Origin of the sequence: Embleya sp. NPDC050154 (assembly GCF_044460165.1) — a bacterium.
Taxonomy (GTDB): domain Bacteria; phylum Actinomycetota; class Actinomycetes; order Streptomycetales; family Streptomycetaceae; genus Embleya.
Genome location: NZ_JBITJP010000037.1, coordinates 76099 through 97803, shown reverse-complemented (window position 1 = coordinate 97803; position 21705 = coordinate 76099). Strand labels below are relative to the sequence as shown.

Genomic DNA, 21705 nt, shown 5'->3' with positions numbered 1-21705 from the left:
TCCAGGGACCGCCGTCAGACGTTACGAAAGCGGTTGATGGCGTCGATATGCCGCGATCGCATCTCGGCGTCCCGAACCCCCAGGCCCTCCTCCGGTGCGAGACACAGTACGCCCACCTTGCCCTGGTGCAGGTTCCGGTGGACGTCCCGGGCCGCCTGGCCGGTCTCTTCCAGAGCGTAGGTGCGCGACAACGTCGGGTGAATCTTACCCTTGGCCACCAGACGGTTCGCCTCCCACGCCTCCCGATAGTTGGCGAAGTGCGAGCCGACGATGCGCTTCAGGCTCATCCACAGATAACGGTTGTCGTACTCGTGCATGTAACCCGACGTCGACGCGCAGGTCACGATGGTGCCGCCCTTGCGGGTGACGTACACGGACGCGCCGAAGGTCTCCCGGCCCGGGTGCTCGAAGACGATGTCCACGTCCTCGCCGCCGGTGAGTTCGCGGATGCGCTTGCCGAACCGGTTCCACTCGCGCGGGTCCTGGGTGCGCTCGTCCTTCCAGAACCGGAAGTCCTCGGCCCGGCGGTCGATCACCAGCTCTGCGCCCATGTCCCGGCACAGTTGCGCCTTGTCCTCGGAGGACACCACGCAGATCGGCGTCGCGCCGCCGGCCAGGGCGAACTGGGTCGCGTACGAGCCCAGGCCGCCGGAGGCGCCCCAGATCAGCACGTTGTCGCCCTGCTTCATGCCCGCGCCGTTGCGCGAGACGAGCTGGCGGTACGCCGTCGAGTTGACCAGGCCCGGCGAGGCGGCCTCTTCCCACGACAGGTGTGCCGGCTTGGGCATCAACTGGTTGCTCTTGACCAGCGCGATGTGCGCGAGACCGCCGAAGTTGGTCTCGAAGCCCCAGATGCGCTGCTCGGGGTCGAGCATGGTGTCCGCGTGCCCGTCCGCGCTCTCCAGCTCGACCGACAGGCAGTGCGCGACCACCTCGTCGCCGGGCTTCCAGGCGTTCACGCCCGCGCCGGTGCGCAGCACGACACCCGCGAGGTCGGAGCCGACCACGTGGTAGGGCAGGTCGTGCCGCTTGGTCAGCTCCGAGTTGCGGCCGTACTTCTCCAGGAAGCGGAAGGTGGAGACCGGCTCGAAGAGCGAGGTCCACACGGTGTTGTAGTTGATCGCACTGGCCATCACGGCGACGAGGGCTTCGCCGGGGCCGAGTTCGGGCAGCGGCACGTCTTCGACGTGCAGCGACTGACGCGGATCCTTGTCCCGCGATTCCATGCCCTCGAACATCGTCTCCTCGTCCTTGTGGACGGTGACGGCGCGGTACGAGTCGGGAAGCGGGAGCGCTGCGTACGCCTCCTTGGGGGTGTCCCCCGCGAGGATGGCGTCGAGGATCTCCTTCATCGTCGGCCTCCATGGGTCGGCGGTTGAAGCATGAGACAACATGAGGGATTGCTGAACTTCGCTGAACTTACCCGCTGGTAACGTTAGGCGGTCGGCACAAAGCCGACAAGAGGCGGAGTCGCAGGAACTCCGCCGCTCGTTTGACGATGTGTCGGTTCACGAAAGGTCGCGAGTGGTCGGGCGGGTGCCCGGGAAGGCGGCGGGGCCGGGCGCGATGGCGCGGGCCGGGCGCTCGGTGCGGTGACGTGGGCGGTCAGTGCTCCGCGGCGGGGTTCGCGGCCGAGGTCACCAGCTCGGTGAGCACACCGTGACAGTCCTTGGGGTGCAGGAAGGTGATGCGCGAACCCATGGAACCACGGCGCGGCTCGTCGTACAGCACCCGGACGCCCTTGTCCTTGATCGCGGCCGCGTCGGCGTCCACGTCGGCGGTGCCGAAGGCGATGTGGTGCACGCCCTCGCCGTTCTTGGCGAGCCACTTCGCGACGGTGGAGTCCTCGCGGATGGGCTCCAGGAGCTGGAGATAGGACGCGCCGCCGTCCGAGGTCTCGTTGATCTTGAGCATCGCCTCGCGAACGCCCTGCTCCTCGTTGACCTCGGTGTGGAACACCTCGAAGCCGTAGGTCGCCCGATAGAACGCCACCGTCTCGTCGAGGTTGTGGCAGGCGATGCCGATGTGGTCGATACGTGTGAGCACCATGGCCTCCAAAGGCCTCTGGGAAGTACCCGGGTTACCTGCGGGTAGATACCCGGTCCGTCGAAACGAGACTATGGGTGAGAGCACACCCGGTATGGGTGGCCCGAGATGGTGGGTTCCGTCACATCGGAGCCCCCTGCCGTGGTCGCGGCCCTTGCGGGTAGGTTCCGGAACAACCTCACGTCCGTCGCGGGGATGCCGCACGTCGCCCGGGCCGCCTGGCGATGGCACCCCGACCATCAAGTTGTGGAGGCCACCCTCATGGCCGGTTCTGTCATCGTCGCGGGGGCCCGCACCCCCATGGGCCGTCTGCTCGGATCCCTCAAGGGCTTCTCCGGCACCGACCTCGGCGCCATCGCGATCAAGTCCGCGCTCGAGCGCGCGGGCGTCACCGGGGACCAGGTCCAGTACGTGATCATGGGTCAGGTGCTCCAGGCCGGCGCGGGGCAGATGCCCGCCCGGCAGGCATCGGTGAAGGCCGGCATCCCGATGAACGTGCCCTCGCTCACGATCAACAAGGTCTGTCTCTCCGGCCTGGACGCGATCGCGCTGGCCGACCAGCTGATTCGCGCCGGCGAGTTCGACATCGTGGTCGCGGGCGGCATGGAGTCGATGACCAACGCCCCGCACCTGCTGCCGAAATCCCGTGAGGGCTTCAAGTACGGCGCGATCGAGATGCTCGACGCGATGGCCTACGACGGCCTGACCGACGCGTTCGAGAACATCCCGATGGGCGAGTCGACCGAGCACCACAACGGCAAGCTCGACATCTCCCGCCAGGAGCAGGACGAGGTGGCCGCGCTGTCGCACCAGCGGGCCGCCGCCGCCGCGAAGAACGGGGTCTTCGACGCCGAGATCGTGCCGGTGCAGATCCCGCAGCGACGCGGCGAGCCGGTCGTGTTCGCCACCGACGAGGGGGTCCGCCCGGACACCACCGCGGAGTCGCTGGGCAAGCTGCGGCCGGCGTTCACCAAGGACGGCACCATCACCGCGGGGTCGGCCTCGCAGATCTCCGACGGCGCCGCCGCCGTCGTGGTGATGAGCAAGGCCAAGGCCCAGGAGTTGGGTCTGGAGTGGCTGGCCGAGATCGGCGCGCACGGCAACGTCGCGGGCCCGGACAACTCGCTGCAGTCGCAGCCCTCGAACGCGATCAAGCACGCGCTGGGCAAGCAGGGCCTGACCGTCGACGACCTGGACCTGATCGAGATCAACGAGGCGTTCGCCGCGGTGGCCGTGCAGTCGATGCGCGACCTCGGGGTGGGCACCGACAAGGTCAACGTCAACGGCGGCGCGATCGCGCTGGGCCACCCGATCGGGATGTCCGGCGCCCGCGTGGTGCTGCACCTGGCGCTGGAGCTCAAGCGACGCGGCGGCGGCACCGGCGCGGCGGCGCTGTGCGGCGGTGGCGGCCAGGGCGACGCGCTGATCCTGACGGTCCCGGGCAACTGAGCCCAGCGGTCGCCGTGCCGGGCGCGGGCGGGGGCCGAGGCGACGCGGGCGACCGGGCGGTTCACGACGCCCCACCCACCTGAAACGATCTCGGAGTCGCGTGGCCCGCACCCCGGTGTGCGGCCGCGCCGACTCCGGGGTCGTTTCGGCATATCCGAGCAGGGAAGCGGTGGCGCATGAGGTCGGGGATGGATGTCGCGACGTTGGTGGCCCAGGCCCGAGAGGGTCGGCCCCGGGCGGTCGCCCGGTTGATCTCGCTGGTCGAGGACGCGTCGCCGAAGCTGCGCGAGGTGATGGCCGCGCTGGCGCCGTTGGCCGGCAACGCGTACGTGATCGGGCTGACCGGATCGCCCGGCGTGGGCAAGTCGACGTCCACCACCGCGCTGGTGAGTGCCTACCGCAGGTTGGGCCGGCGGGTCGGGGTGCTCGCGGTGGACCCGTCCTCGCCGTTCTCCGGCGGCGCGCTGCTGGGCGACCGGGTGCGGATGCAGGACCACGCGACCGACCCCGGGGTGTACATCCGCTCGATGGCCTCGCGCGGGCATCTGGGCGGGCTGTCCTGGTCCACCCCGCAGGCACTGCGCGTGTTGGACGCGGCGGGCTGTGACGTGGTGATCGTGGAGACCGTCGGCGTGGGCCAGTCGGAGGTGGAGATCGCCTCGATGGCGGACAGCACGGTGGTGCTGCTCGCGCCCGGGATGGGGGACGGGATCCAGGCGGCCAAGGCCGGGATCCTGGAGATCGGCGACCTGTACGTGGTCAACAAGGCGGACCGGGACGGCGCGGCGACCACGGCGCGCGAACTCGGGCACATGTTGTCGCTGGGTGAGGCGCGCGGGCCGGGGGACTGGCGTCCGCCGATCGTCAAGACGGTGGCCTCGCGCGGCGAGGGCGTGGACGAGGTGGTCGAGGCGCTGGAGAAGCACCGCGCCTGGATGGAGGCCAGTGGCGAGCTGACCCGGCGCCGACGGCGCCGGGTGGCGGACGAGGTCGAGGCGATCGCGGTCACCGCGCTGCGGTCGCGGATCGGCGATCTGCGGGACGGCCTTCGGCTCGACGCGCTCGCGGCGCGGGTGCTCTCCGGGGATCTGGATCCGTACGCGGCCGCGGACGAGTTGATCGCGGGGCTGGGGGCCTGAGGCGCTGTGGGCCGACCTCGGCTTGTCGTCCTCGAACGCCGGACGGGCTGATGGGTCGGCCCCGATCGTGGGGTCGGCCGGGCTCGGAGCGTCGTCCTCGAACGCCGGACGGGCCGGATGTGGTGCCGTTTTCGGTGCGGGCTCGGCTTGGGTGTTCGGCGGGCCGGGGGTGGTTCAGGGTTGCTTCGGGGATGGACAGGCCGTGGCGCGGGCGGCCGGGCGGAGCTTTTCGGCCACCGCGCCGAACGCCTCGCCGACGATCCGCTTCTGATCGGCGGTCATCACGTCCATCAGGTGCTCGCGGACGCTCTCCACATGGGTGGGTGCCGCGGCCTCGAGCACGCGCCAACCCTGGTCGGTGAGGACCGCGAAGGCGCCGCGCCGGTCGGTCGGACAGTTGCGGCGCGCGACCAGGCCGGCGTTCTCCATCCGGGTCATCTGGTGCGAGAGCCGGCTCTTCGATTGCTGGGTCGCCTCGGCGAGATCGCTCAGCCGTACCTCCCGGTCCGGGTGCTCGGAGAGCCGGACCAGGATCTGGTAGTCGTGCAGGGACAACCCGTGCTCGCGCTGGAGCTCGCGCTCCAGCCGCGGCGGCAGCATGTTGATCACCGCGATGATCTGGCGCCACACGCACTGGTCTTCATCGCTCAGCCACCTGGGCTCGGCTTCGGTCATGTAACGAGAATACCGAAGATAGTTGAAACTTGAATGACCTGTTGGTTGTGCGCGGGTCCCCGGCGCGCCGCGCGGGCGGGTGTGCGAGCCGCGCCCGCGTATACACGCGGGGGTATGCGCAAGACGTGAGACAGCCACGTGACCGATGGGTAACCTCCACTACGCTCGGCCCGTGCCGAAGCCACTGAATCTCCCCTTCGATCCGATCACGCGTGCCGACGAGCACTGGCGAGAGCGCTGGGGGGAGTGCCCGCCGATGGTCGCGATCACCTCGATCATGCGCGCCCAGCAGATCCTGCTCGCGGGCGCCGACGCGGTGCTCAAGCCGTACGGGCTGACCTTCGCCCGCTACGAGGCACTGGTACTGCTCACCTTCAGCCGGACCGGCTCGCTGCCGCTGTCCCGGATCGGCGAGCGGCTGATGGTCCATCCCACGAGTGTGACCAACACGATCGACCGCCTGGAGCAGGCCGAGTTGGTCGCCCGCCGGCCCAACCCGCGCGACGGGCGGGGGGTGCTCGCGGTGATCACCGACAAGGGCCGCGACGTCACCGAGCGGGCCACCCGGGACCTGACCGCGCGCGAGTTCGGGCTCGGCGCGTACACCCCCGAACAGTGCGCCCAGCTCTTCGACCTGCTGCGGGTGCTGCGGGTGGACGCGGGCGACTTCCGTGTCGAGGAGACGCCGGCCGGGAGTGAGGCGGCACCGGTGCAGGCGCCGGCCGGTTCGGTGCGCGACACGGCGGGCGCGTAGCGGGCACATATCGGTGGGGAGGGGGCGGATTCGGGGACCCCGGTGCCGGCGACGTAAGCTGCATGCGCCATTGTGAAAAGCGGTCGACGAGGTCGTCGATGCCGCCGTTACCGAAGGTGCCGCCGTGAAGCCTGTCGTATTGACCCGTTACCGGGTGATGGCCTGGATCACCGGGTGCATGCTCCTGGTCCTGTGCCTGTGCATGGTCCTGAAGTACGGGTTCGACACGGGCGAGAAGGCGACGCTGTACGTCAGCCAGGCCCACGGCTTGTTGTTCATGGTCTACCTCGTCGTCACCTTCGACCTCAGCAGCAAGATGAAGTGGAAGTTCGAGCGCATGCTGCTGATGATGGTCGCCGGCACGATCCCGCTCGCGTCGTTCTACGCCGAGCGCAAGGCCGTCGAGGCGGTCCGCGAGCGCGAGCCCGCCGCCGCCACCGCCTGAGCCGTTCGCCCCGTCCGAGGCCGGCCCGGCATGTGTCGGTCGGCTCGGGTCAGCCCGTTTCGAACCCCCTTCCCCCGAGGATCCCCATGCTTTCCACCGCTGTCGGCCGCTTCAAGGTGATCTCCATCGCCGAGGGCACGTCGTTCCTGCTCCTGCTCGTCTTCGGTTCGCTGCTGAGCCGGATCTCGGACATCAACCTGGTCATGCCGCTGGGCCTGCTGCACGCGGTCATGTTCATCCTGTACCTGCTGGCCATGATGGACGTGCGGACCAAGCTGTCGTGGGACAACAAGACCACGCTGCTCGCGTTCATCGCGGCGATCCCGCCGTTCGGCCCGTTCGTCTTCGACCACAAGATGAAGCACAAGCTGGTCGAGCCGACCGCCGCGCCCGCCACCGCCTGAGCGGTCGCCGCCCCCGGGCCGCGTGCCCGGCTTCGAGTGCATCCCGAGCCCCCGACGTCCCGTCGGGGGTTTTGGCGTTTTCCGGGTCGTGGACATTTACTAGGACGTCCTAGTAATTTTCTCGTGCCGCGCGGGAATGGGTCCTACGACGACGGCAGCGGACAGGAGCCACGTGAACACCGAGGACATCGAAGCGGGTCGGCGGCGCTGGCAGGACCGGTACGACAAGGTCCGCAACGACGGGATGCGCCGCACCACGCTCTCCGAACTCGAGGTAGAGCCGGTCTACGGACCACCGGCCGATCAGCCCTACGAGGGCTTCGAACGGATCGGCTGGCCGGGCGAATTTCCCTACACCCGCGGTCTGTACGCGACCGGCTATCGCGGGCGGGCGTGGACCATCCGGCAGTTCGCCGGTTTCGGCAACGCCGAACAGACCAACGAGCGCTACCGGATGATCCTGGCGAACGGCGGCGGCGGGCTCTCCGTCGCGTTCGACATGCCGACCCTGATGGGCCGCGACAGCGACGACGAGCGTTCGCTCGGCGAGGTCGGGCACTGCGGTGTCGCGGTGGACTCGGCGGCCGACATGGACGTGCTCTTCCGCGACATCCCGCTCGGCGACGTGACCACGTCGATGACCATCTCGGGCCCGGCGGTGCCGGCGTTCTGCATGTACCTGGTGGCGGCCGAGCGTCAGGGTGTGGACATCGGCACGCTCAACGGCACGCTGCAGACCGACATCTTCAAGGAGTACATCGCGCAGAAGGAGTGGCTGTTCGCTCCCGAGCCGCACCTGCGGCTGATCGGCGACCTGATGGAGTACTGCGCCGCCGAGATCCCGGCGTACAAGCCGCTCTCGGTGTCCGGCTACCACATCCGCGAGGCCGGGGCGACGGCCGCGCAGGAACTCGCGTACACGCTGGCCAACGGCTTCGGCTACGTCGAGCTGGGGTTGTCGCGCGGCATGGACGTGGACGTGTTCGCGCCGGGCCTGTCGTTCTTCTTCGACGCGCACGTGGACTTCTTCGAGGAGATCGCCAAGTTCCGCGCGGCGCGCCGGATCTGGGCGCGGTGGATGCGCGACGTGTACGGCGCCAAGACCGCCAAGGCGCAATGGCTGCGCTTCCACACCCAGACGGCCGGCGTCTCGCTGACCGCGCAGCAGCCGTACAACAACGTGGTGCGCACCGCGGTCGAGGCGCTCGCGGCGGTGCTCGGCGGCACCAACTCGCTGCACACCAACGCGCTGGACGAGACGCTCGCGCTGCCCAGCGAGCAGGCCGCGGAGATCGCGCTGCGCACCCAGCAGGTGCTGATGGAGGAGACCGGGGTCGCGGCGGTGGCCGACCCGCTCGGCGGGTCGTGGTACGTCGAGGCGCTCACGGATCGGCTGGAGGCGGAGGCGGAGGCAACGTTCGCGCGGATCCGCGAGCTGGGCGAGACGTCGCCGCACCCGATCGGGCCGATGACATCGGGCATCCTGCGCGGCATCGAGGACGGGTGGTTCACCGGGGAGATCGCCGAATCCGCGTTCCGCTACCAGCGGGCGGTGGAGAAGGGTGACAAGCGGGTGGTCGGGGTCAACTGCCACGAGGGCTCGGTGACGGGTGACCTGGAGATCATGCGGGTCAGCCACGAGGTGGAGCGGGATCAGGTCTCGGCGCTGGGGGTGCGGCGGGGCGCGCGGGATCAGGCGGCGGTGGACGCGGCTCTGGGGGAGATGCGGGTTGCCGCGCGGGGGTCGGTGAACCTGGTGCCGCCGATGTTGGCGGCGGCTCGGGTGGAGGCGACGCTCGGGGAGATCTGTGATGTTCTTCGGGAGGAGTGGGGGACGTACACGGAGCCGGCGCGGTTCTGATTTTGGGTGGGCTCGCCTTCGGCCTCGCATTGGCCTCAAGCGCCGGCCGGGCTGCTTGGCCTCAAGCGCCGGCCGGGCTGCTTGGCCTCAAGCGCCGGCCGGGCTGGATTGAGTTCGGCTTACGTGGGGCGTCGGGGTCGCTGGGGTGGCCTCAAGCGCCGGCCGGGCTGGATTGAGTTCGGCTTACGTCGGGCGTCGGGGTCGCTGGGGTGGCCTCAAGCGCCGGCCGGGCTGGATTGAGTTCGGCTTACGTCGGGCGTCGGGGTGGCTGGGGTGGCCTCGAGCGCCGGTCGGGCTGATCGGCTTCAAACGCCGGCTGGGCTGATCGGCTCGGGGCTGGTGGTTAGGAGGCCGGTGACCACGAAGGTGGTGAAGCGTTGGACCCAGGCGTCGGAGGCGGGTTCCGCGCTTACCAGGACGTGTTGGACCACCGTGCCGGCGATGACGTCGAAGATCAGGTCCACGTCTATGTCGCCCGGGGCGGAGATCTCGCCTCGGGCCTTGGCTCGGGCTCGGCCCTCGACGACGAGGCGCTTTTGCGGGTCGACGACCTCTTCGCGGATGCGCCGCCGCAGGGCCGGGTCGCTGGTGGAGTCGGCGACCAGGCCCATCAGGGCGGTGCGCATCTCCGGGCGGCCCAGGAGCGCGGCGAAGCGGCGGACCACGTCCTCGATGTCCGCGCGCAGGTCCGGACCCTGGTCCGGCAGGTCGAGGGTGTCGAGCATCTCGGCGACCGCGGCGATGGCCAGATCGTGCTTGGAGTGCCAGCGGCGGTACAGCGTGGTTTTGGCCACGCCCGCGCGCGCGGCGACGTCGCCCATGGTCAGGCCCGCCCATCCGCCGTCGGCCAGCAGCGCTCGCGCCGCGTCCAGGATCGCGTCGTCCGCGGTGGCGCTGCGTGGGCGTCCCTTGCGCTGTAGGGGCACTCCCGCCGATTCGTCGTACACGGGCGGTCATGTTACCGGCTGGTACCGTGCGGGGCGGTGGCGCAACTCACATCCGCCATTCGCGATGCCACGGTCGCATTCCCCCCGGCGCTCCCCTTACGCTACGAGCCGTAGCGAATCGCGGTGCCTGGATGGGGATTCGAGCACACGATCGCGACTGACGACCTGTCAAGGGTCGTCGTCCGTCCCGGGGCCCGCATCCTGCGGGGACCGGGACGCGACGAGGCTTCGAACGTGCGCCGGTGGGTCGCCCCGTGCATCGTTCGGCGTGCTCTCGGGGGAAGATGTCTACATGCAGCCACGGAACATGTCCATGCGCGGAGTAGTCGACCTCGGCGCGGTCAAGGCCGCCGCCGACAACGCCGCCAAGCGTGCGGCCGCGCCGGCCGGGAAGCCCGCCGCCGCGTCCGGTGCCCAACGGGTCGTCATCGACGTCACCGAGGCCACCTTCGAGACCGATGTGCTCGCGCTCTCCCAACAGGCCCCCGTCGTGATCGACTTCTGGGCCGAGTGGTGCCAGCCGTGCAAACAGCTGAGCCCGCTGCTGGAGCGCCTGGCCGAGGAGTACGCCGGCCGCTTCGTGCTCGCCAAGATCGATGTGGACGCGAACCCGCGTCTGGCCCAGGAGTTCGGCATCCAGGGCATTCCCGCCGTGATGGCGGTCGTCGGTGGTCAGCTCGCGCCGCTGTTCCAGGGCGTGGTGCCCGAGGCGCAGGCGCGGCAGGTGCTGGACCAGCTCGTCCAGCTCGGCGAGGAGCGGTTCGGCCTGACCGGTATCGCGGTCGACGGTGAGCCCGCCGCGGCCCCCGCCGACGACGAGGAGGAGCCCGCCGGGGATCCGCTGCTCGCGGCGGCGGACGAGGCGCTGGAGCTCGGTGATCTGGACGGCGCGGCACAGGCGTTCCGCAACGTGCTCTCCGACCACCCCGCGCACGCCGAGGCCAAGCTCGGCCTGATCAACACCGAACTCCTGCGGCGTACCCAGGAGGTGGACGCGGAGAAGGCTCGCGCGGACGCCGCCGAGCACCCGGACGACGTCGCGGCGCAGACGCTCGCGGCCGACCTGGACATCCTGGACGGCCGGGCGGACGAGGCCTTCGCTCGGCTCGTGGAGACCGTGCGGCGGACCTCGGGCGAGGAGCGCAACACCGCGCGACTGCACCTGCTCGACCTGTTCGAGATCGTCGGCGCGGACGACCCGAGGGTGCCCAAGGCCCGGATGGCCCTTGCGGGCGTGCTCTTCTGATCCTGCGTCAGGCGCTCGCTTTGTCGATGAAGCCCCGGTCGTTCTCGTGGTCGAGAGCGATCGGGGCTTCGTCTTTACCCATCTTTGACTCGGGGCAATTTCCCTAGCCCTGCGTGGCATTTGGTGATCTCCGCGTGATCCGTTAACGGACCTTTGCCACGAAATCGGATCACTCGACGTCGGTGTCGATACCGCGCTGTGATCCGGTGGCGGGTGTCGTTCGAAGGTCCGCGTTACTCGCCGGTAACGAACCTCTTGTGTGCCGACCCGGTCGTGAAAGATGATCGGGCCGCTCGATCCGTGTCCCATTCGCCCCGGCAGCCGGTCGGTGGCTCGGACGCGGACCTCCCCATCCAGGCCGTGCCGGTCCGTCCCAGGACAGGCAGGCCCTCCCTCCATGCCCCGCCACGTGCGGCCCTGGTCCGCATGAGGAGGGGACTCTGTCCCGAGGAGGACCATGGACAAGAAGGTTCAGGCGGGTAGCGGCAAGACCCGCTGGAAGCGATTCGGCATCGTGCTCGTCCCGGTCGCGGCGATGACCGTCGGTATGTTCGCGGGTGTCGCGAACGGTGCCATTCCGGTCGACATCGCGGTGTCCGGGGGAAGTTTCAAGGTCAGCGCCGCGGAGCTGCAGGCGAACGAGTTCTCCCAGTACGGCAATTTCGTCAAGAGCCCGGGTGGTCAGAAGCCGGTGGCCGTGGCTGCGATCGGCGACGCCAGGATCACCAAGCTGTGTCAGTCGGTCGAGGTCCCCGGCATCGGTGTGGTCCTGCGCATCGAGGCGGGTGGCGACGGTTCGCCGGCGACCGCGAAGAACATGACGCTCGCGATGGACGCGCTCGACGGTGATGCCGAGTTCGAGAACATCGACATCGGTGTCGACGCTTCCCGGATGGCCAAGGGCACCCCGGAATCGCCGTGGGCCAAGGGGCCGGCGGCGATCGGCAACGGCGCGCCGGGCATGTTCGGCCAGCAGGCGACCAAGGCCACGTTCACCAACGTCAAGCAGTCGGCCTGGCTGGTCACGGCGACCAACTTCAAGCTCAACGGCCTGCACCTGAAGGTCGGCGGCAAGGACAAGGTCTGCTTCTGATGTGCCGTCGGCCGCGAGCGGGTCTCCCTGCTCGCGGCCGGTCCGCCATACCGGAGCAACACCTCAGGGAGTGATTCGTGACCGCAGCACAGCCGCAGCCCAACGCGCTCGTGCGCCGGTGGCGGGCGTTCGGGAGGTGGCGGCGCGTTCGGCCTTTCTGGGCCGGGCTGTTCACCATGCTGGCCGCCGGGCCCATCCTGTGGGCGCCGTACGCGTCGCTCAAGGCCGGCGACGTGACCGTCCAGCTCAAGCAACACAGCGGTATCTCGGCGCTGTTCATCGGCGTGATCCTGATCATGCTCGGCATCGCCACCTGGCTCAATCCGAAGGTACGGATCTACCTCGGCGTCTTCACCATCATCGTGTCGCTGGTGTCCTTCATCGTGGCCACCTTCGGTGGCTTCGGGCTGGGCATGTTGTTCGGTCTGATCGGCGGGATGCTCGCGGTGTCGTGGGCGTACGCCGAACCGCCGAGCGACGCGGAGGAGGCCGAGTCCCCGGCCGACGACGACCGGGACGGCGACGACGACGGACGGCCCGGGCCGGACGGGGACGACCACGGCGACACCCTCGTCGAGGACGGCTTCCTGGCCCAGGCGCTCCACGGGAAGGCCCCCGATGCCTCGGGGGAAGCACCCACCGGGTCGGTGACGACCGACCGGCCCGGTGAACCCTCCAGGGCGATGACCTCGCCCCGCGTCGCGCTGACCGCGATCGTCACCGCGATGGTCGGTGTGGTGGGCTTGGTGGGCATTGCCCACGCGTCCCCCAGCGATCCGCTGCCGGACAACCCGTACGCGGACGGGCCGTGCGTACCCGCGAGTGCCACGGCCTCCACGAGTGCGTCGGGTTCGGCGTCGGCATCGCCGGCCGAGTCGAGCGCGGCGCCGAGTGCCGGCAAGTCGTCGACCCCGGTGCCCGCCGGCAAGGCGGCTCGGCCGACAGCGGCGCAGGGTCCGGCGGGCGAAGCCACGCCCGTCACGCCGACGCCGGCGCAGAGCACGGCGGCGCCGACGAGCAAGGCGCCGGAACTGAAACTGCCGGAGCTGAAACTGCCGGAACTCGAGCTGCCCGAGCTGAACCTGCCCGGGTTGCCCGGACTCGGACTGCCCGGAATCAAGCTGCCGTCCGCGGCGTCGTCCGCTCCGGCTGCTCCGGCTGTCCCGGCGGCCCCGGTCGCGCCGGTCGGCTCGGCGTCGACCACCCCGACGGCCTCCGCGAAGCCGTCGGCCAAGTCCTCGGCGAAGCCCTCGACAACGTCGGCCAAGCCGTCGGCCACGTCGTCCTCGGCCGTGCCCAAGGACGGCAAGTCGCCCTTCCCGTGCCCGGTGCAGGGCCCCGTGAACGCCAAGAGCGGCGGCGGACTCCCACCGGTAGCGGTGGATCCGCTGGTCCTGAAGTCCAGCCTGCTGGCCATGGCCGGGCTGAACTACGAGGGCGTGGTCAAGGTGAAGACGCACACCGGGACCGAGGAGAACGCGCTCAAGTTCACCGTGTCCAAGGGCATCGACATCTGGAACATGTCGATGACGGTGAAGGAGGAGGGCGGCAAGGACATCGTCATCTCGTCCGACGAGGGCAGCAAGTCCTGGATGGACGCGGACATCCCGACGACGATGTACGTGAAGTACCTCAAGGGCAACATCTTCGGGATCGTCCCGATCACGTTCACGCCCGAGAGTCCGCCGCCGATCAACATCCCGATCGTGTTCTTCACGAACGTGGAGAGCTCGATGTACGCCCAGTTGGGCGGCAGGCTGCACATCCCCGGCTACGGCATCAACAAGGCCGGGATCAAGTAGTCCGCCGGCCGGCGCGCCACGCGACGCGCCCCGGGACCCACGCGGTCCCGGGGCGCGTCGAGTGCTATTCGGGCACGAACCACACCGTGGCCAGCGGGGGCAGCGTCATCGTCGCCGAGGCCGGGCGGCCGTGCCACTCCGACTCCTCGGCCGTGATCTCGCCCTGGTTCCCGACGTTGGCGCCGCCGTAGCCGCCGGCGTCGGTGTTGAGCACCTCGCGCCAGCGGCCCGCGTGCGGCAGACCCACCCGGAAGTCCTCGCGGACCACCGGGGAGAAGTTGCACACGCAGACCAACTGCTCACCGGCCGCGCCGATCCGGATGAAGGACAGCACGTTGGACGCCGCGTCGCCGCCGTCGATCCAGGAGAAGCCCTCCGGCCGGGTGTCCTGGGTCCACAGCGCGGACCTGCCCCGGTACACCGTGTTCAGGTCGCGGACCAGCCGCTGGATGCCCTGGTGTTCGGCGTGGTCGAGCAGCCACCAGTCCAGACCCCGCGCCTCGGACCACTCCGCGCCGTGGCCGAACTCCGAGCCCATGAACAACAACTGCTTGCCCGGATGGGCCCACATGAAGGCGAGATAGGCGCGCACGTTGGCCATCTGCTGCCAGCGGTCGCCCGGCATCTTGTCCACCAGCGAGCGCTTGCCGTGCACCACCTCGTCGTGGCTGATCGGCAGGATGTAGTTCTCGCTCCAGGCGTACATCAGCGAGAAGGTGATCTCGTTGTGGTGGTGTTGGCGGTGGATCGGCTCCTTCTGGATGTACTCCAGCGAGTCGTGCATCCACCCCATGTTCCACTTGAAGCCGAAGCCGAGCCCGCCGCCGTCGGTGGGGCGGGTCACCCCGTCCCACGCGGTGGACTCCTCGGCGATGGTCAACACCCCCGGCACCCGCCGGTACAGCGTCGCGTTCATCTCCTGGAGGAAGGCGACCGCGTCCAGGTTCTCCCGGCCGCCGTGCTGGTTCGGCGCCCACTGACCGTGCTCGCGCGAGTAGTCCAGGTAGAGCATCGAGGCGACCGCGTCCACCCGCAGGCCGTCGATGTGGAACTCCTCGCACCAGTAGACCGCGTTGGCGACCAGGAAGTTGCGCACCTCGTGCCGGCCGTAGTCGAAGACCAGCGTGCCCCAGTCCGGATGTTCGCCCCGGCGCGGATCCGGGTGCTCGTACAGCGGTGTGCCGTCGAACCGCGCCAGCGCCCACGCGTCCTTGGGGAAGTGCGCCGGCACCCAGTCCACCAGCACGCCGATGCCCGCGCGGTGCAGCGCGTCGACGAGGTGGCGGAACTCGTCGGGGCTGCCGAAGCGCGACGTGGGCGCGTAGTACGAGGACACCTGGTAGCCCCACGACGGCCCGTACGGGTGTTCGGCCACCGGCAGCAGCTCGACGTGGGTGAAGCCCATCTCGGTGACGTAGGCGGGCAACTGCTCGGCGAGTTCGAGGTAGCTCAGGCCCGGCCGCCACGAGCCCAGGTGGATCTCGTACACGCTCATCGCCGAGGTGTGGTGGGTGACCTCGGCGCGCTTTTCCAACCACTCCTTGTCCGCCCAGGAGTAGGTCGAGGTGTGCACGACCGACGCTGTGGAGGGCGGCAGTTCGGTGGCGAAGGCCAGCGGGTCGGCCTTCTGCCGGGACACCCCGTCGCGGCCGAGGATCTCGTACTTGTACTTGGTGCCGTCGCCGACGTCGGGAACGAACAGCTCCCAGACCCCGGACGAGCCGAGCGAACGCATCGGGTGCGCGATGCCGTCCCAGTAGTTGAAGTCGCCGACCACCCGCACACCGCGCGCGTTCGGCGCCCAGACCGCGAAGGAGGTGCCGGCGACGGGTCCGTTCGCGGTCTCGAAGGAGCGCACGTGCGCGCCGAGCACCTCCCACAGCCGCTCGTGCCGACCCTCGGAGATCAGGTGCAGGTCGAACTCGCCCAGGGTGGGCAGGAACCGGTACGGGTCGTCGGTGTGCAGCTCGGTGCCCTCGTAGCGGACCTCCAGCCGGTAGTCGGGCACCGTCGAGCCGGGCAACAGACCGGTGAACAGGCCCTCGGCCTCGTGGGTCAGCTCGACCCGGTGCTCGCCGGTGACCACGATCACCTCACGGGCCCACGGCCGCAGCACCCGCACCACCACGCCGTCGACGCCGGGTACGTCCGGGTGCGGGCCGAGCAGCCCGTGCGGATCGTGATGACCGCCTTCCACGAGCCGGCGCAACTCGTCGGCGGCCAGCGGCGGTACCACCGGGGTGCCGGCCGGGCGGGTGCGGCTGCGCGTGCTCCGACGCGGAGCGGGACGGCCGGCGACCCCGCCGCCCTCGGATGACGCGGTGCTGTGCGGACGGGCCGTCACGGATGGGACCTCCTGAGACGTGGGTGCTGAAACGGAATCGACAGGTCGTCAGTGCGGCTGCGGTGCGCGTTCGGCCAGCCGCCGGATCGCCGACATCGGCACCGGCAGCCACGAGGGTCGGTTGCCCGACTCGTACATGACCTCGTACACGGCCTTGTCGGTCTCGAAGGCCCGCAACAACACGGGCTCGGAGTGCGGGTCGAACGAACCCGCGTCGGCGTACCCCGCACAGAAGGCTTCCCGGTTGCGGGTGGCCCATTCCTCCGCGCGGCGCACCAGGTGCGGTGCGGGCGCCCCGCGACCCCAGAACCCGCCACCGCCGGCGAGCAGGTGCCGGGCCGCGTAGTCGAACGAGCGCAACATCGCCGCGATGTCGCGCAGCGGCGAGTGCAGCGAGCGTCGTTCGCTCAGCGGCCGGGCGGGCTCGCCCTCGAAGTCGAGCAGCACCCACCGGGTGGCGGTGCGCATCACCTGACCGAGGTGGAAGTCGCCGTGGATGCGCTGCAACGGGACCGGATGCCCGTCCCGACCCAGCGTCTCCAGGTCCTGATACGCCTCGCGCAGCCGGTCGGTGAACGGCGCCAACTCCGGCACCGCCTCGGCCGCCGCGTGCAATCGGCGCTCCATGTCCTGCGCGATCGCGGCCAACTCCGCCTCGCCCGCCACCGAGGTGGGCAGCGAGCGGGCCAGGTCGGCGTGCACCTCGGCGGTGGCCGCGCCGAGTCGGAAGGACTCGCCGGCGAAGTCGCCGCCGGTCTCGTGCGCGTGCGGACCGGCGCCGCGCACCTCCTGGCCGGCGTACAGGTCGCGGACCGAGGTCTTGGCCAACTCCCAGCCGTCGGTGCCGGTGCGCAGGTATTCCTGGAGCAGGCCGAGCGTGGTCGGCTCGGCGTCGGTGTCCGGGAACGGCATGTCGAACCAGGCGATCGGCGCCGGGATCCGCCGCGAGCCCGCGCCCGCCAGCGCGAGCGAGACCTCCAGGTCCGGATTGACGCCGGGCACCACGCGCCGGAACAGCTTGAGGATCACGTCGTCGCCGAAGATGATCGACGTGTTCGACTGCTCGGCGCCGATCACCAGGCCGACGTGTTCGGGGTCGGGGGCCTGCGCGCCGGGCCGGTGGAAGGCCAGGGAGCCGACGGTGTCCGCGGCGACGAACCGTTCCGGCAACCACCGGGTCAGCTCGGCGTCGTGCACCGCGTCGTAGAGGCTGCTGCCGTTGGGCAACCGGCCGATGGCCGCGTGCGCGAGCCGGTCCGGCAGGGTGCCCCGAACCCCGAGCAGGAGTTGGTAGTGCTCGGGCGTGGCACCGTGCTCGACCCGCAGCAGCACGTGGTGCAGCGCGGGATCGCCGGAGACCACTTCGAGACTGTGGACCACACCGACCCCACGAAGAGGTCGGCCCTTGCCGGCGAACCATCTCTGCTGCGGCAGCCAGTCGCGCAGCACGGCGATCACGGCGGAGGCAGTCGGATCGTGGGGTCGGGTGGAATCCGTCACAGCGTCATTTCTCCACGGGTGAGGCGGAACCAATAGAAACCGTGCCCCGCGAGGGTGAGCAGATACGGCAGCTCGCCGATCGCGGGGAACGTCACCCCCCCGAGCAACTCGACCGGTTCGTACGTCTCGAACTGCCGCAGGTCCAGCTCGGTGGGCTGGGCGAAGCGCGAGAAGTTGTGAACACACAGCACGATGTCGTCCTCGTATTCGCGAAGGAACGCCAGCACGCTGGGATTGGACGAGGTCAGCTCGTTGTACACACCGAGCCCGAAGGCCGGGTTCTGCTTGCGCACCTCGATCATCCGGCGGGTCCAGTGCAGCAGCGAGGAGGCGTTGGACATCTGCGCCTCGACGTTGGTGACCTGGTAGCCGTAGACCGGGTCCATGATGTTCGGCAGGTACAGCCGACCCGGATCGCACGTGGAGAAGCCCGCGTTGCGGTCCGGCGTCCACTGCATCGGCGTGCGCACACCGTCGCGGTCGCCGAGCCAGATGTTGTCCCCCATGCCGATCTCGTCGCCGTAGTACAGGACGGGCGAGCCCGGCAGCGACAGCAGCAGCGCCGTGAACAGCTCGATTTGGTTGCGGTCGTTGTCCAGCAACGGCGCGAGCCGACGGCGGATGCCCACGTTGGCCCGCATCCGCGGGTCCTTCGCGTACTCCTTGTACATGTAGTCGCGTTCTTCGTCCGTGACCATCTCGAGGGTGAGCTCGTCGTGGTTGCGCAGGAAGATGCCCCACTGGCAGTTGTCCGGGATGGACGGGGTCCCGGCCAGAATCTCCGAGACCGGGTAACGCGATTCGCGGCGGACCGCCATGAAGATGCGCGGCATCACCGGGAAGTGGAACGCCATGTGGCACTCGTCGCCGTCGCCGAAGTAGTCCACCACGTCCTCGGGCCACTGGTTGGCCTCGGCCAGGAGCACGGTGTCCGGGTACTTGTCGTCGATCTCCTTGCGCACCCGCTTGAGGAACTCGTGGGTCGCGGGCAGGTTCTCGCAGTTGGTGCCCTCCTGCGCGAACAGGTACGGCACCGCGTCCAGTCGGAACCCGTCGATGCCCAGGTCCAGCCAGAACCGCAGCCCGGCCAGCATCTCCTCCTGCACGCGCGGGTTCTCGTAGTTGAGGTCCGGCTGGTGGCTGAAGAAGCGGTGGAAGAAGTACTGCTTGCGCACCGGGTCGTAGGTCCAGTTGGAGGACTCGGTGTCGACGAAGATGATCCGGGCGTCGCCGTACGCCTTGTCGTCGTCGGCCCACATGTAGTAGTCGCCGTACGGCCCGTCCGGGTTGTTCCGCGACTCCTGGAACCACATGTGTTGATCGCTCGTGTGGTTCATCACGAAGTCGATCACCACCCGCATGCCGCGCTTGTGCGCCGAGTCGACGAACTCGACGAAGTCGGCGAGGTCGCCGAACTCGGGCAGCACCGCGGTGTAGTCGGCCACGTCGTAGCCGCCGTCGCGCAGCGGCGACGCGAAGAACGGCGGCAACCACAGGCAGTCGACGCCGAGCCACTGGAGATAGTCCAGCTTCTGGGTCAGGCCCTTCAGGTCGCCCACCCCGTCCCCGTTGCTGTCCTGGAAGGACCGCACGAGGACCTCGTAGAAGACGGCTCGCTTGAACCACAGGGGATCGCGATCCCGCGACGGGGTGTCGTCGAAGGTGTCGCGGACGGGTTCGTTGACGATCACGGGCTGTTCCTCCGGACCGAGAAGAGATGCGCGGGCTCGTGCGCCGGATCCAGCCGCACGTAGTTGTGCCGACCCCAGCGATAGCCGGCTCCGGTGAACTCGTCCTGCACCGCGAAGGTGTCCTGCCAGTCCGACCCGAGGGCGGGCAGGTCCAGGGCGACGGTGGCCTCGTGCGTGTGGTGCGGATCCAGGTTCACCACCACCAGGACCAGGTCGTCGACATCACCCACACGGGTGCGCTTGGAGAAGGCCATGACCGCATCGTCGTCCACGTGATGGAAGGTCAGGTTTCGCAGACGTTGCAGACTCGGGTGGCGTCGGCGCATCCGGTTCAGCGTGGTGATGTACGGCGCCAGCGAGCGTCCCTCGCGCTCGGCCCCGGCCCAGTCGCGCGGGCGGAACTGGTACTTCTCCGAGTCGTGGTACTCCTCACTGCCCGCCTTGACCGCGCGGTGCTCGAACAGCTCGAAGCCCGAGTAGACGCCCCACGTCGGGGAAAGCGTGGCGGCGAGCAGGGCCCGGATCTTGAACGCGGCGGGCCCGCCGTACTGCAGGTAGGCGTGCAGGATGTCCGGGGTGTTCACGAAGAAGTTCGGCCGCATGTAGGAGGACGCCTCGCCGGTGGTCAACTCGGTGAGGTACTCCTGAAGTTCGTCCTTGCCGTTGCGCCAGGTGAAGTACGTGTACGACTGCTGGAAGCCGACCTTGGCCAGCGTGCGCATCATCGCCGGTCGGGTGAACGCCTCGGCCAGGAAGATCACGTCCGGGTCGGTCGCGTTGATCGTGGCGATCACCTCCTCCCAGAACATCACCGGCTTGGTGTGCGGGTTGTCCACCCGGAAGATCCGCACGCCGTGCGCCATCCAGTGCCGCAACACCCGCAACGTCTCGGCGACCAGACCCTCGAAGTCGGCGTCGAAGTCGATCGGGTAGATGTCCTGGTACTTCTTCGGCGGGTTCTCCGCGTAGGCGATGGTGCCGTCGGCCCGGTGCCGGAACCACTCCGGGTGCTTCTCGACCCACGGGTGGTCGGGGGAGACCTGGAGCGCGAAGTCGAGCGCCACCTCCATCCGCAACTCGCGGGCCCGGGCCACGAACGCGTCGAAGTCCTCGATCGTGCCCAGGTCGGGGTGGATCGCGTCGTGCCCGCCCTCGGGCGAGCCGATCGCCCACGGCGACCCAGGATCGTGCTCGCCGGCCTCGAGCGTGTTGTTGGGCCCCTTGCGGAACGCCCGGCCGATCGGGTGAATCGGTGGCAGGTAGACCACGTCGAAGCCCATCGCGGCGATCTGCGGCAGGCGTTCCATCGCGGTCCGGAAGGTGCCGCCGCGCGGCGGGTGGTTGCCGGCGGGGTCCACCACCGCGCCCTCGGAACGCGGGAAGAATTCGTACCAGGACCCGTACAACGCGCGCTCGCGCTCGACCCGCAGCGGATGGCGCGCCGAGCTGGTGAGCAACTCCCGCAGCGGATGCCTGGCCAGCACCTCGTCCAGCGCGCTCGACCGTGCCGCGGCGAGTCGTTCGGTGGGGCTGCGCGTCTCGTCCCGGACCGCGTCCACTGCGGCCAGCACGACCGCCCGCAGGCCGTCCTTCTTGGGCACGCCGGCGGCGGCCCGCTCCAGCAACTGCGCGCCCTCCTCCAGCACCAGGTCGACCTCCAGGCCGGCCGGGATCTTGATGCCGGCCGCGTGCCGCCAGGAGGCGATCGGGTCGCCCCACGCCTCGACGGCGTAGGACCACAGGCCCTCTGTGGTCGGCGTGACGCTCGCGTGCACCCGGTCGGTCCCGGGCGCGCCCGGAAGCATCGGGGTGAGCGCGCCGGCCCGGCCGCGTGGGTCGCGCAGCACCACGCCCGCGGCCACCGCGTCGTGGCCCTCGCGAAAGACCGTGGCGGCCACGGGGAACGTCTCGCCCGGGATCGCCCGGGCCGGCCGGGTGCCGCCGTCGACGGCGGGCTCGACGTCCAGGATCGGGATGCGCCCGATCCGCGGCGTCACCGGTTTGGCCGATCTCCCGGCGCGCGCGGGTGACTTGGCCGCGGCGGGCGGCGCGTCGGGTTGCGCGGCAAGGGGCCGCGCCGGCTCGGGCCGCACGGTGCTCGCCTTCGTCGCGCTCGCCTCGGGTGCCGGCTTCGTCGTCGCACCGGGCGCCGGCCCGGTGGCCGACGTCGGTTCGGGCCGCGCGGCCCTCGACTTCCCGGCGGTCGTCTTCCGTGCCGCGGCCTTGTCGGCCGCGACCTGCCCCGCCCGGGGTGCGCGGGCGCCCCCGGGGTCCTTCTCAGCCGAACTGGTCATGCCGAACTCCTGTAC

General features: G+C 69.8%; 17 protein-coding genes. 9 read left to right on the top strand and 8 right to left on the bottom strand.

The genetic code is table 11. The annotated features are described in order from the left end of the window. Positions 1-14: 14 nt before the first annotated feature. Positions 15-1352 (bottom strand): crotonyl-CoA carboxylase/reductase, encoded by a 1338-nt coding sequence (gene ccrA, locus ACIBSV_RS45775; RefSeq protein ID WP_395873459.1) that lies wholly within the window; start codon positions 1350-1352, stop codon positions 15-17. Between the two features lie 253 nt (positions 1353-1605). Next, entirely contained in the window at positions 1606-2046 is a 441-nt protein-coding gene (mce, locus tag ACIBSV_RS45770; RefSeq protein WP_395873469.1) for a methylmalonyl-CoA epimerase, read from the bottom strand. Between the two features lie 261 nt (positions 2047-2307). Between mce and ACIBSV_RS45765 the strand changes: the two genes are divergently transcribed. Both ACIBSV_RS45765 and meaB read left to right on the top strand, forming a co-directional pair. After that, a complete protein-coding gene (locus ACIBSV_RS45765) occupies positions 2308-3495 on the top strand; it encodes an acetyl-CoA C-acetyltransferase (protein ID WP_395873458.1) in 1188 nt (395 codons plus the stop codon). A 188-nt stretch (positions 3496-3683) separates the two neighbouring features. Continuing rightward, positions 3684-4634: a methylmalonyl Co-A mutase-associated GTPase MeaB gene (meaB, locus tag ACIBSV_RS45760; protein WP_395873457.1), complete on the top strand. Its 951-nt coding sequence runs from the start codon at positions 3684-3686 to the stop codon at positions 4632-4634. Positions 4635-4808: 174 nt separating this feature from the next. Here the strand turns inward: meaB and ACIBSV_RS45755 are convergent, their stop codons facing one another. Continuing rightward, complete coding sequence (locus ACIBSV_RS45755) at positions 4809-5309, bottom strand: MarR family winged helix-turn-helix transcriptional regulator (protein WP_395873456.1); 501 nt, start codon at positions 5307-5309, stop codon at positions 4809-4811. 172 nt (positions 5310-5481) lie between these two features. Here ACIBSV_RS45755 and ACIBSV_RS45750 point away from each other — a divergent pair, with 172 nt between their 5' ends. The 4 genes from ACIBSV_RS45750 (at position 5482) to ACIBSV_RS45735 (ending at position 8773) form a co-directional block, all read left to right on the top strand. Continuing rightward, the gene (locus ACIBSV_RS45750; protein ID WP_395873455.1) at positions 5482-6063 is read left to right on the top strand and encodes a MarR family winged helix-turn-helix transcriptional regulator; all 582 of its coding nucleotides are present in this window, start codon (positions 5482-5484) and stop codon (positions 6061-6063) included. A 124-nt stretch (positions 6064-6187) separates the two neighbouring features. Continuing rightward, positions 6188-6508, top strand: a complete 321-nt coding sequence (locus ACIBSV_RS45745; RefSeq protein ID WP_395873454.1) for a DUF3817 domain-containing protein — start codon at positions 6188-6190, stop codon at positions 6506-6508. Between the two features lie 86 nt (positions 6509-6594). Further along, on the top strand, positions 6595-6912 hold the full coding sequence (locus ACIBSV_RS45740; protein WP_395873453.1) for a DUF3817 domain-containing protein: 318 nt from the start codon (positions 6595-6597) through the stop codon (positions 6910-6912). 244 nt (positions 6913-7156) lie between these two features. Beyond that, complete coding sequence (locus ACIBSV_RS45735) at positions 7157-8773, top strand: methylmalonyl-CoA mutase (RefSeq protein WP_395873468.1); 1617 nt, start codon at positions 7157-7159, stop codon at positions 8771-8773. 305 nt (positions 8774-9078) lie between these two features. Here the strand turns inward: ACIBSV_RS45735 and ACIBSV_RS45730 are convergent, their stop codons facing one another. Then, complete coding sequence (locus tag ACIBSV_RS45730) at positions 9079-9720, bottom strand: TetR/AcrR family transcriptional regulator (RefSeq protein ID WP_395873452.1); 642 nt, start codon at positions 9718-9720, stop codon at positions 9079-9081. 292 nt (positions 9721-10012) lie between these two features. Between ACIBSV_RS45730 and ACIBSV_RS45725 the strand changes: the two genes are divergently transcribed. The 3 genes from ACIBSV_RS45725 to ACIBSV_RS45715 all read left to right on the top strand — a co-directional run bounded on the left by ACIBSV_RS45725 (position 10013) and on the right by ACIBSV_RS45715 (position 13861). Continuing rightward, positions 10013-10966, top strand: coding sequence for a tetratricopeptide repeat protein (locus ACIBSV_RS45725; protein ID WP_395873451.1), 954 nt, complete (start codon positions 10013-10015; stop codon positions 10964-10966). Between the two features lie 457 nt (positions 10967-11423). Beyond that, complete coding sequence (locus ACIBSV_RS45720; RefSeq protein ID WP_395873450.1) at positions 11424-12059, top strand: DUF6230 family protein; 636 nt, start codon at positions 11424-11426, stop codon at positions 12057-12059. A 77-nt stretch (positions 12060-12136) separates the two neighbouring features. After that, positions 12137-13861 carry a DUF6114 domain-containing protein gene (locus ACIBSV_RS45715; RefSeq protein ID WP_395873449.1) on the top strand — a complete coding sequence of 575 codons (1725 nt, stop codon included), beginning with the start codon at positions 12137-12139 and terminating at the stop codon, positions 13859-13861. A gap of 64 nt (positions 13862-13925) precedes the next feature. Here the strand turns inward: ACIBSV_RS45715 and glgB are convergent, their stop codons facing one another. Genes glgB through ACIBSV_RS45695 form a run of 4 tightly spaced genes read right to left on the bottom strand, consistent with a single transcriptional unit; the run spans position 13926 to position 21690 of the window. After that, on the bottom strand, positions 13926-16205 hold the full coding sequence (gene glgB, locus ACIBSV_RS45710; protein ID WP_395873448.1) for a 1,4-alpha-glucan branching protein GlgB: 2280 nt from the start codon (positions 16203-16205) through the stop codon (positions 13926-13928). A 48-nt stretch (positions 16206-16253) separates the two neighbouring features. Continuing rightward, the gene (locus ACIBSV_RS45705) at positions 16254-17705 is read right to left on the bottom strand and encodes a maltokinase (RefSeq protein WP_395873447.1); all 1452 of its coding nucleotides are present in this window, start codon (positions 17703-17705) and stop codon (positions 16254-16256) included. Beyond that, positions 17702-19396 (bottom strand): maltose alpha-D-glucosyltransferase, encoded by a 1695-nt coding sequence (gene treS / locus ACIBSV_RS45700; protein ID WP_355532028.1) that lies wholly within the window; start codon positions 19394-19396, stop codon positions 17702-17704. The genes ACIBSV_RS45705 and treS overlap by 4 nt, the downstream gene beginning before the upstream one ends. After that, positions 19393-21690, bottom strand: a complete 2298-nt coding sequence (locus ACIBSV_RS45695) for a maltotransferase domain-containing protein (protein ID WP_395873446.1) — start codon at positions 21688-21690, stop codon at positions 19393-19395. The genes treS and ACIBSV_RS45695 overlap by 4 nt, the downstream gene beginning before the upstream one ends. Between the last annotated feature and the right edge of the window lie 15 nt (positions 21691-21705).

Excerpts from the sequence above, each read along its gene's own strand:
- ccrA (WP_395873459.1), bottom strand. The coding sequence starts at position 1,352 with ATGAAGGAGATCCTCGACGCCATCCTCGCGGGGGACACCCCCAAGGAG.
- ACIBSV_RS45765 (WP_395873458.1), top strand. The coding sequence starts at position 2,308 with ATGGCCGGTTCTGTCATCGTCGCGGGGGCCCGCACCCCCATGGGCCGT.
- meaB (WP_395873457.1), top strand. The coding sequence starts at position 3,684 with ATGGATGTCGCGACGTTGGTGGCCCAGGCCCGAGAGGGTCGGCCCCGG.
- ACIBSV_RS45755 (WP_395873456.1), bottom strand. The coding sequence starts at position 5,309 with ATGACCGAAGCCGAGCCCAGGTGGCTGAGCGATGAAGACCAGTGCGTG.
- ACIBSV_RS45740 (WP_395873453.1), top strand. The coding sequence starts at position 6,595 with ATGCTTTCCACCGCTGTCGGCCGCTTCAAGGTGATCTCCATCGCCGAG.
- ACIBSV_RS45735 (WP_395873468.1), top strand. The coding sequence starts at position 7,157 with ATGCGCCGCACCACGCTCTCCGAACTCGAGGTAGAGCCGGTCTACGGA.
- ACIBSV_RS45725 (WP_395873451.1), top strand. The coding sequence starts at position 10,013 with ATGCAGCCACGGAACATGTCCATGCGCGGAGTAGTCGACCTCGGCGCG.
- ACIBSV_RS45720 (WP_395873450.1), top strand. The coding sequence starts at position 11,424 with ATGGACAAGAAGGTTCAGGCGGGTAGCGGCAAGACCCGCTGGAAGCGA.
- ACIBSV_RS45695 (WP_395873446.1), bottom strand. The coding sequence starts at position 21,690 with ATGACCAGTTCGGCTGAGAAGGACCCCGGGGGCGCCCGCGCACCCCGG.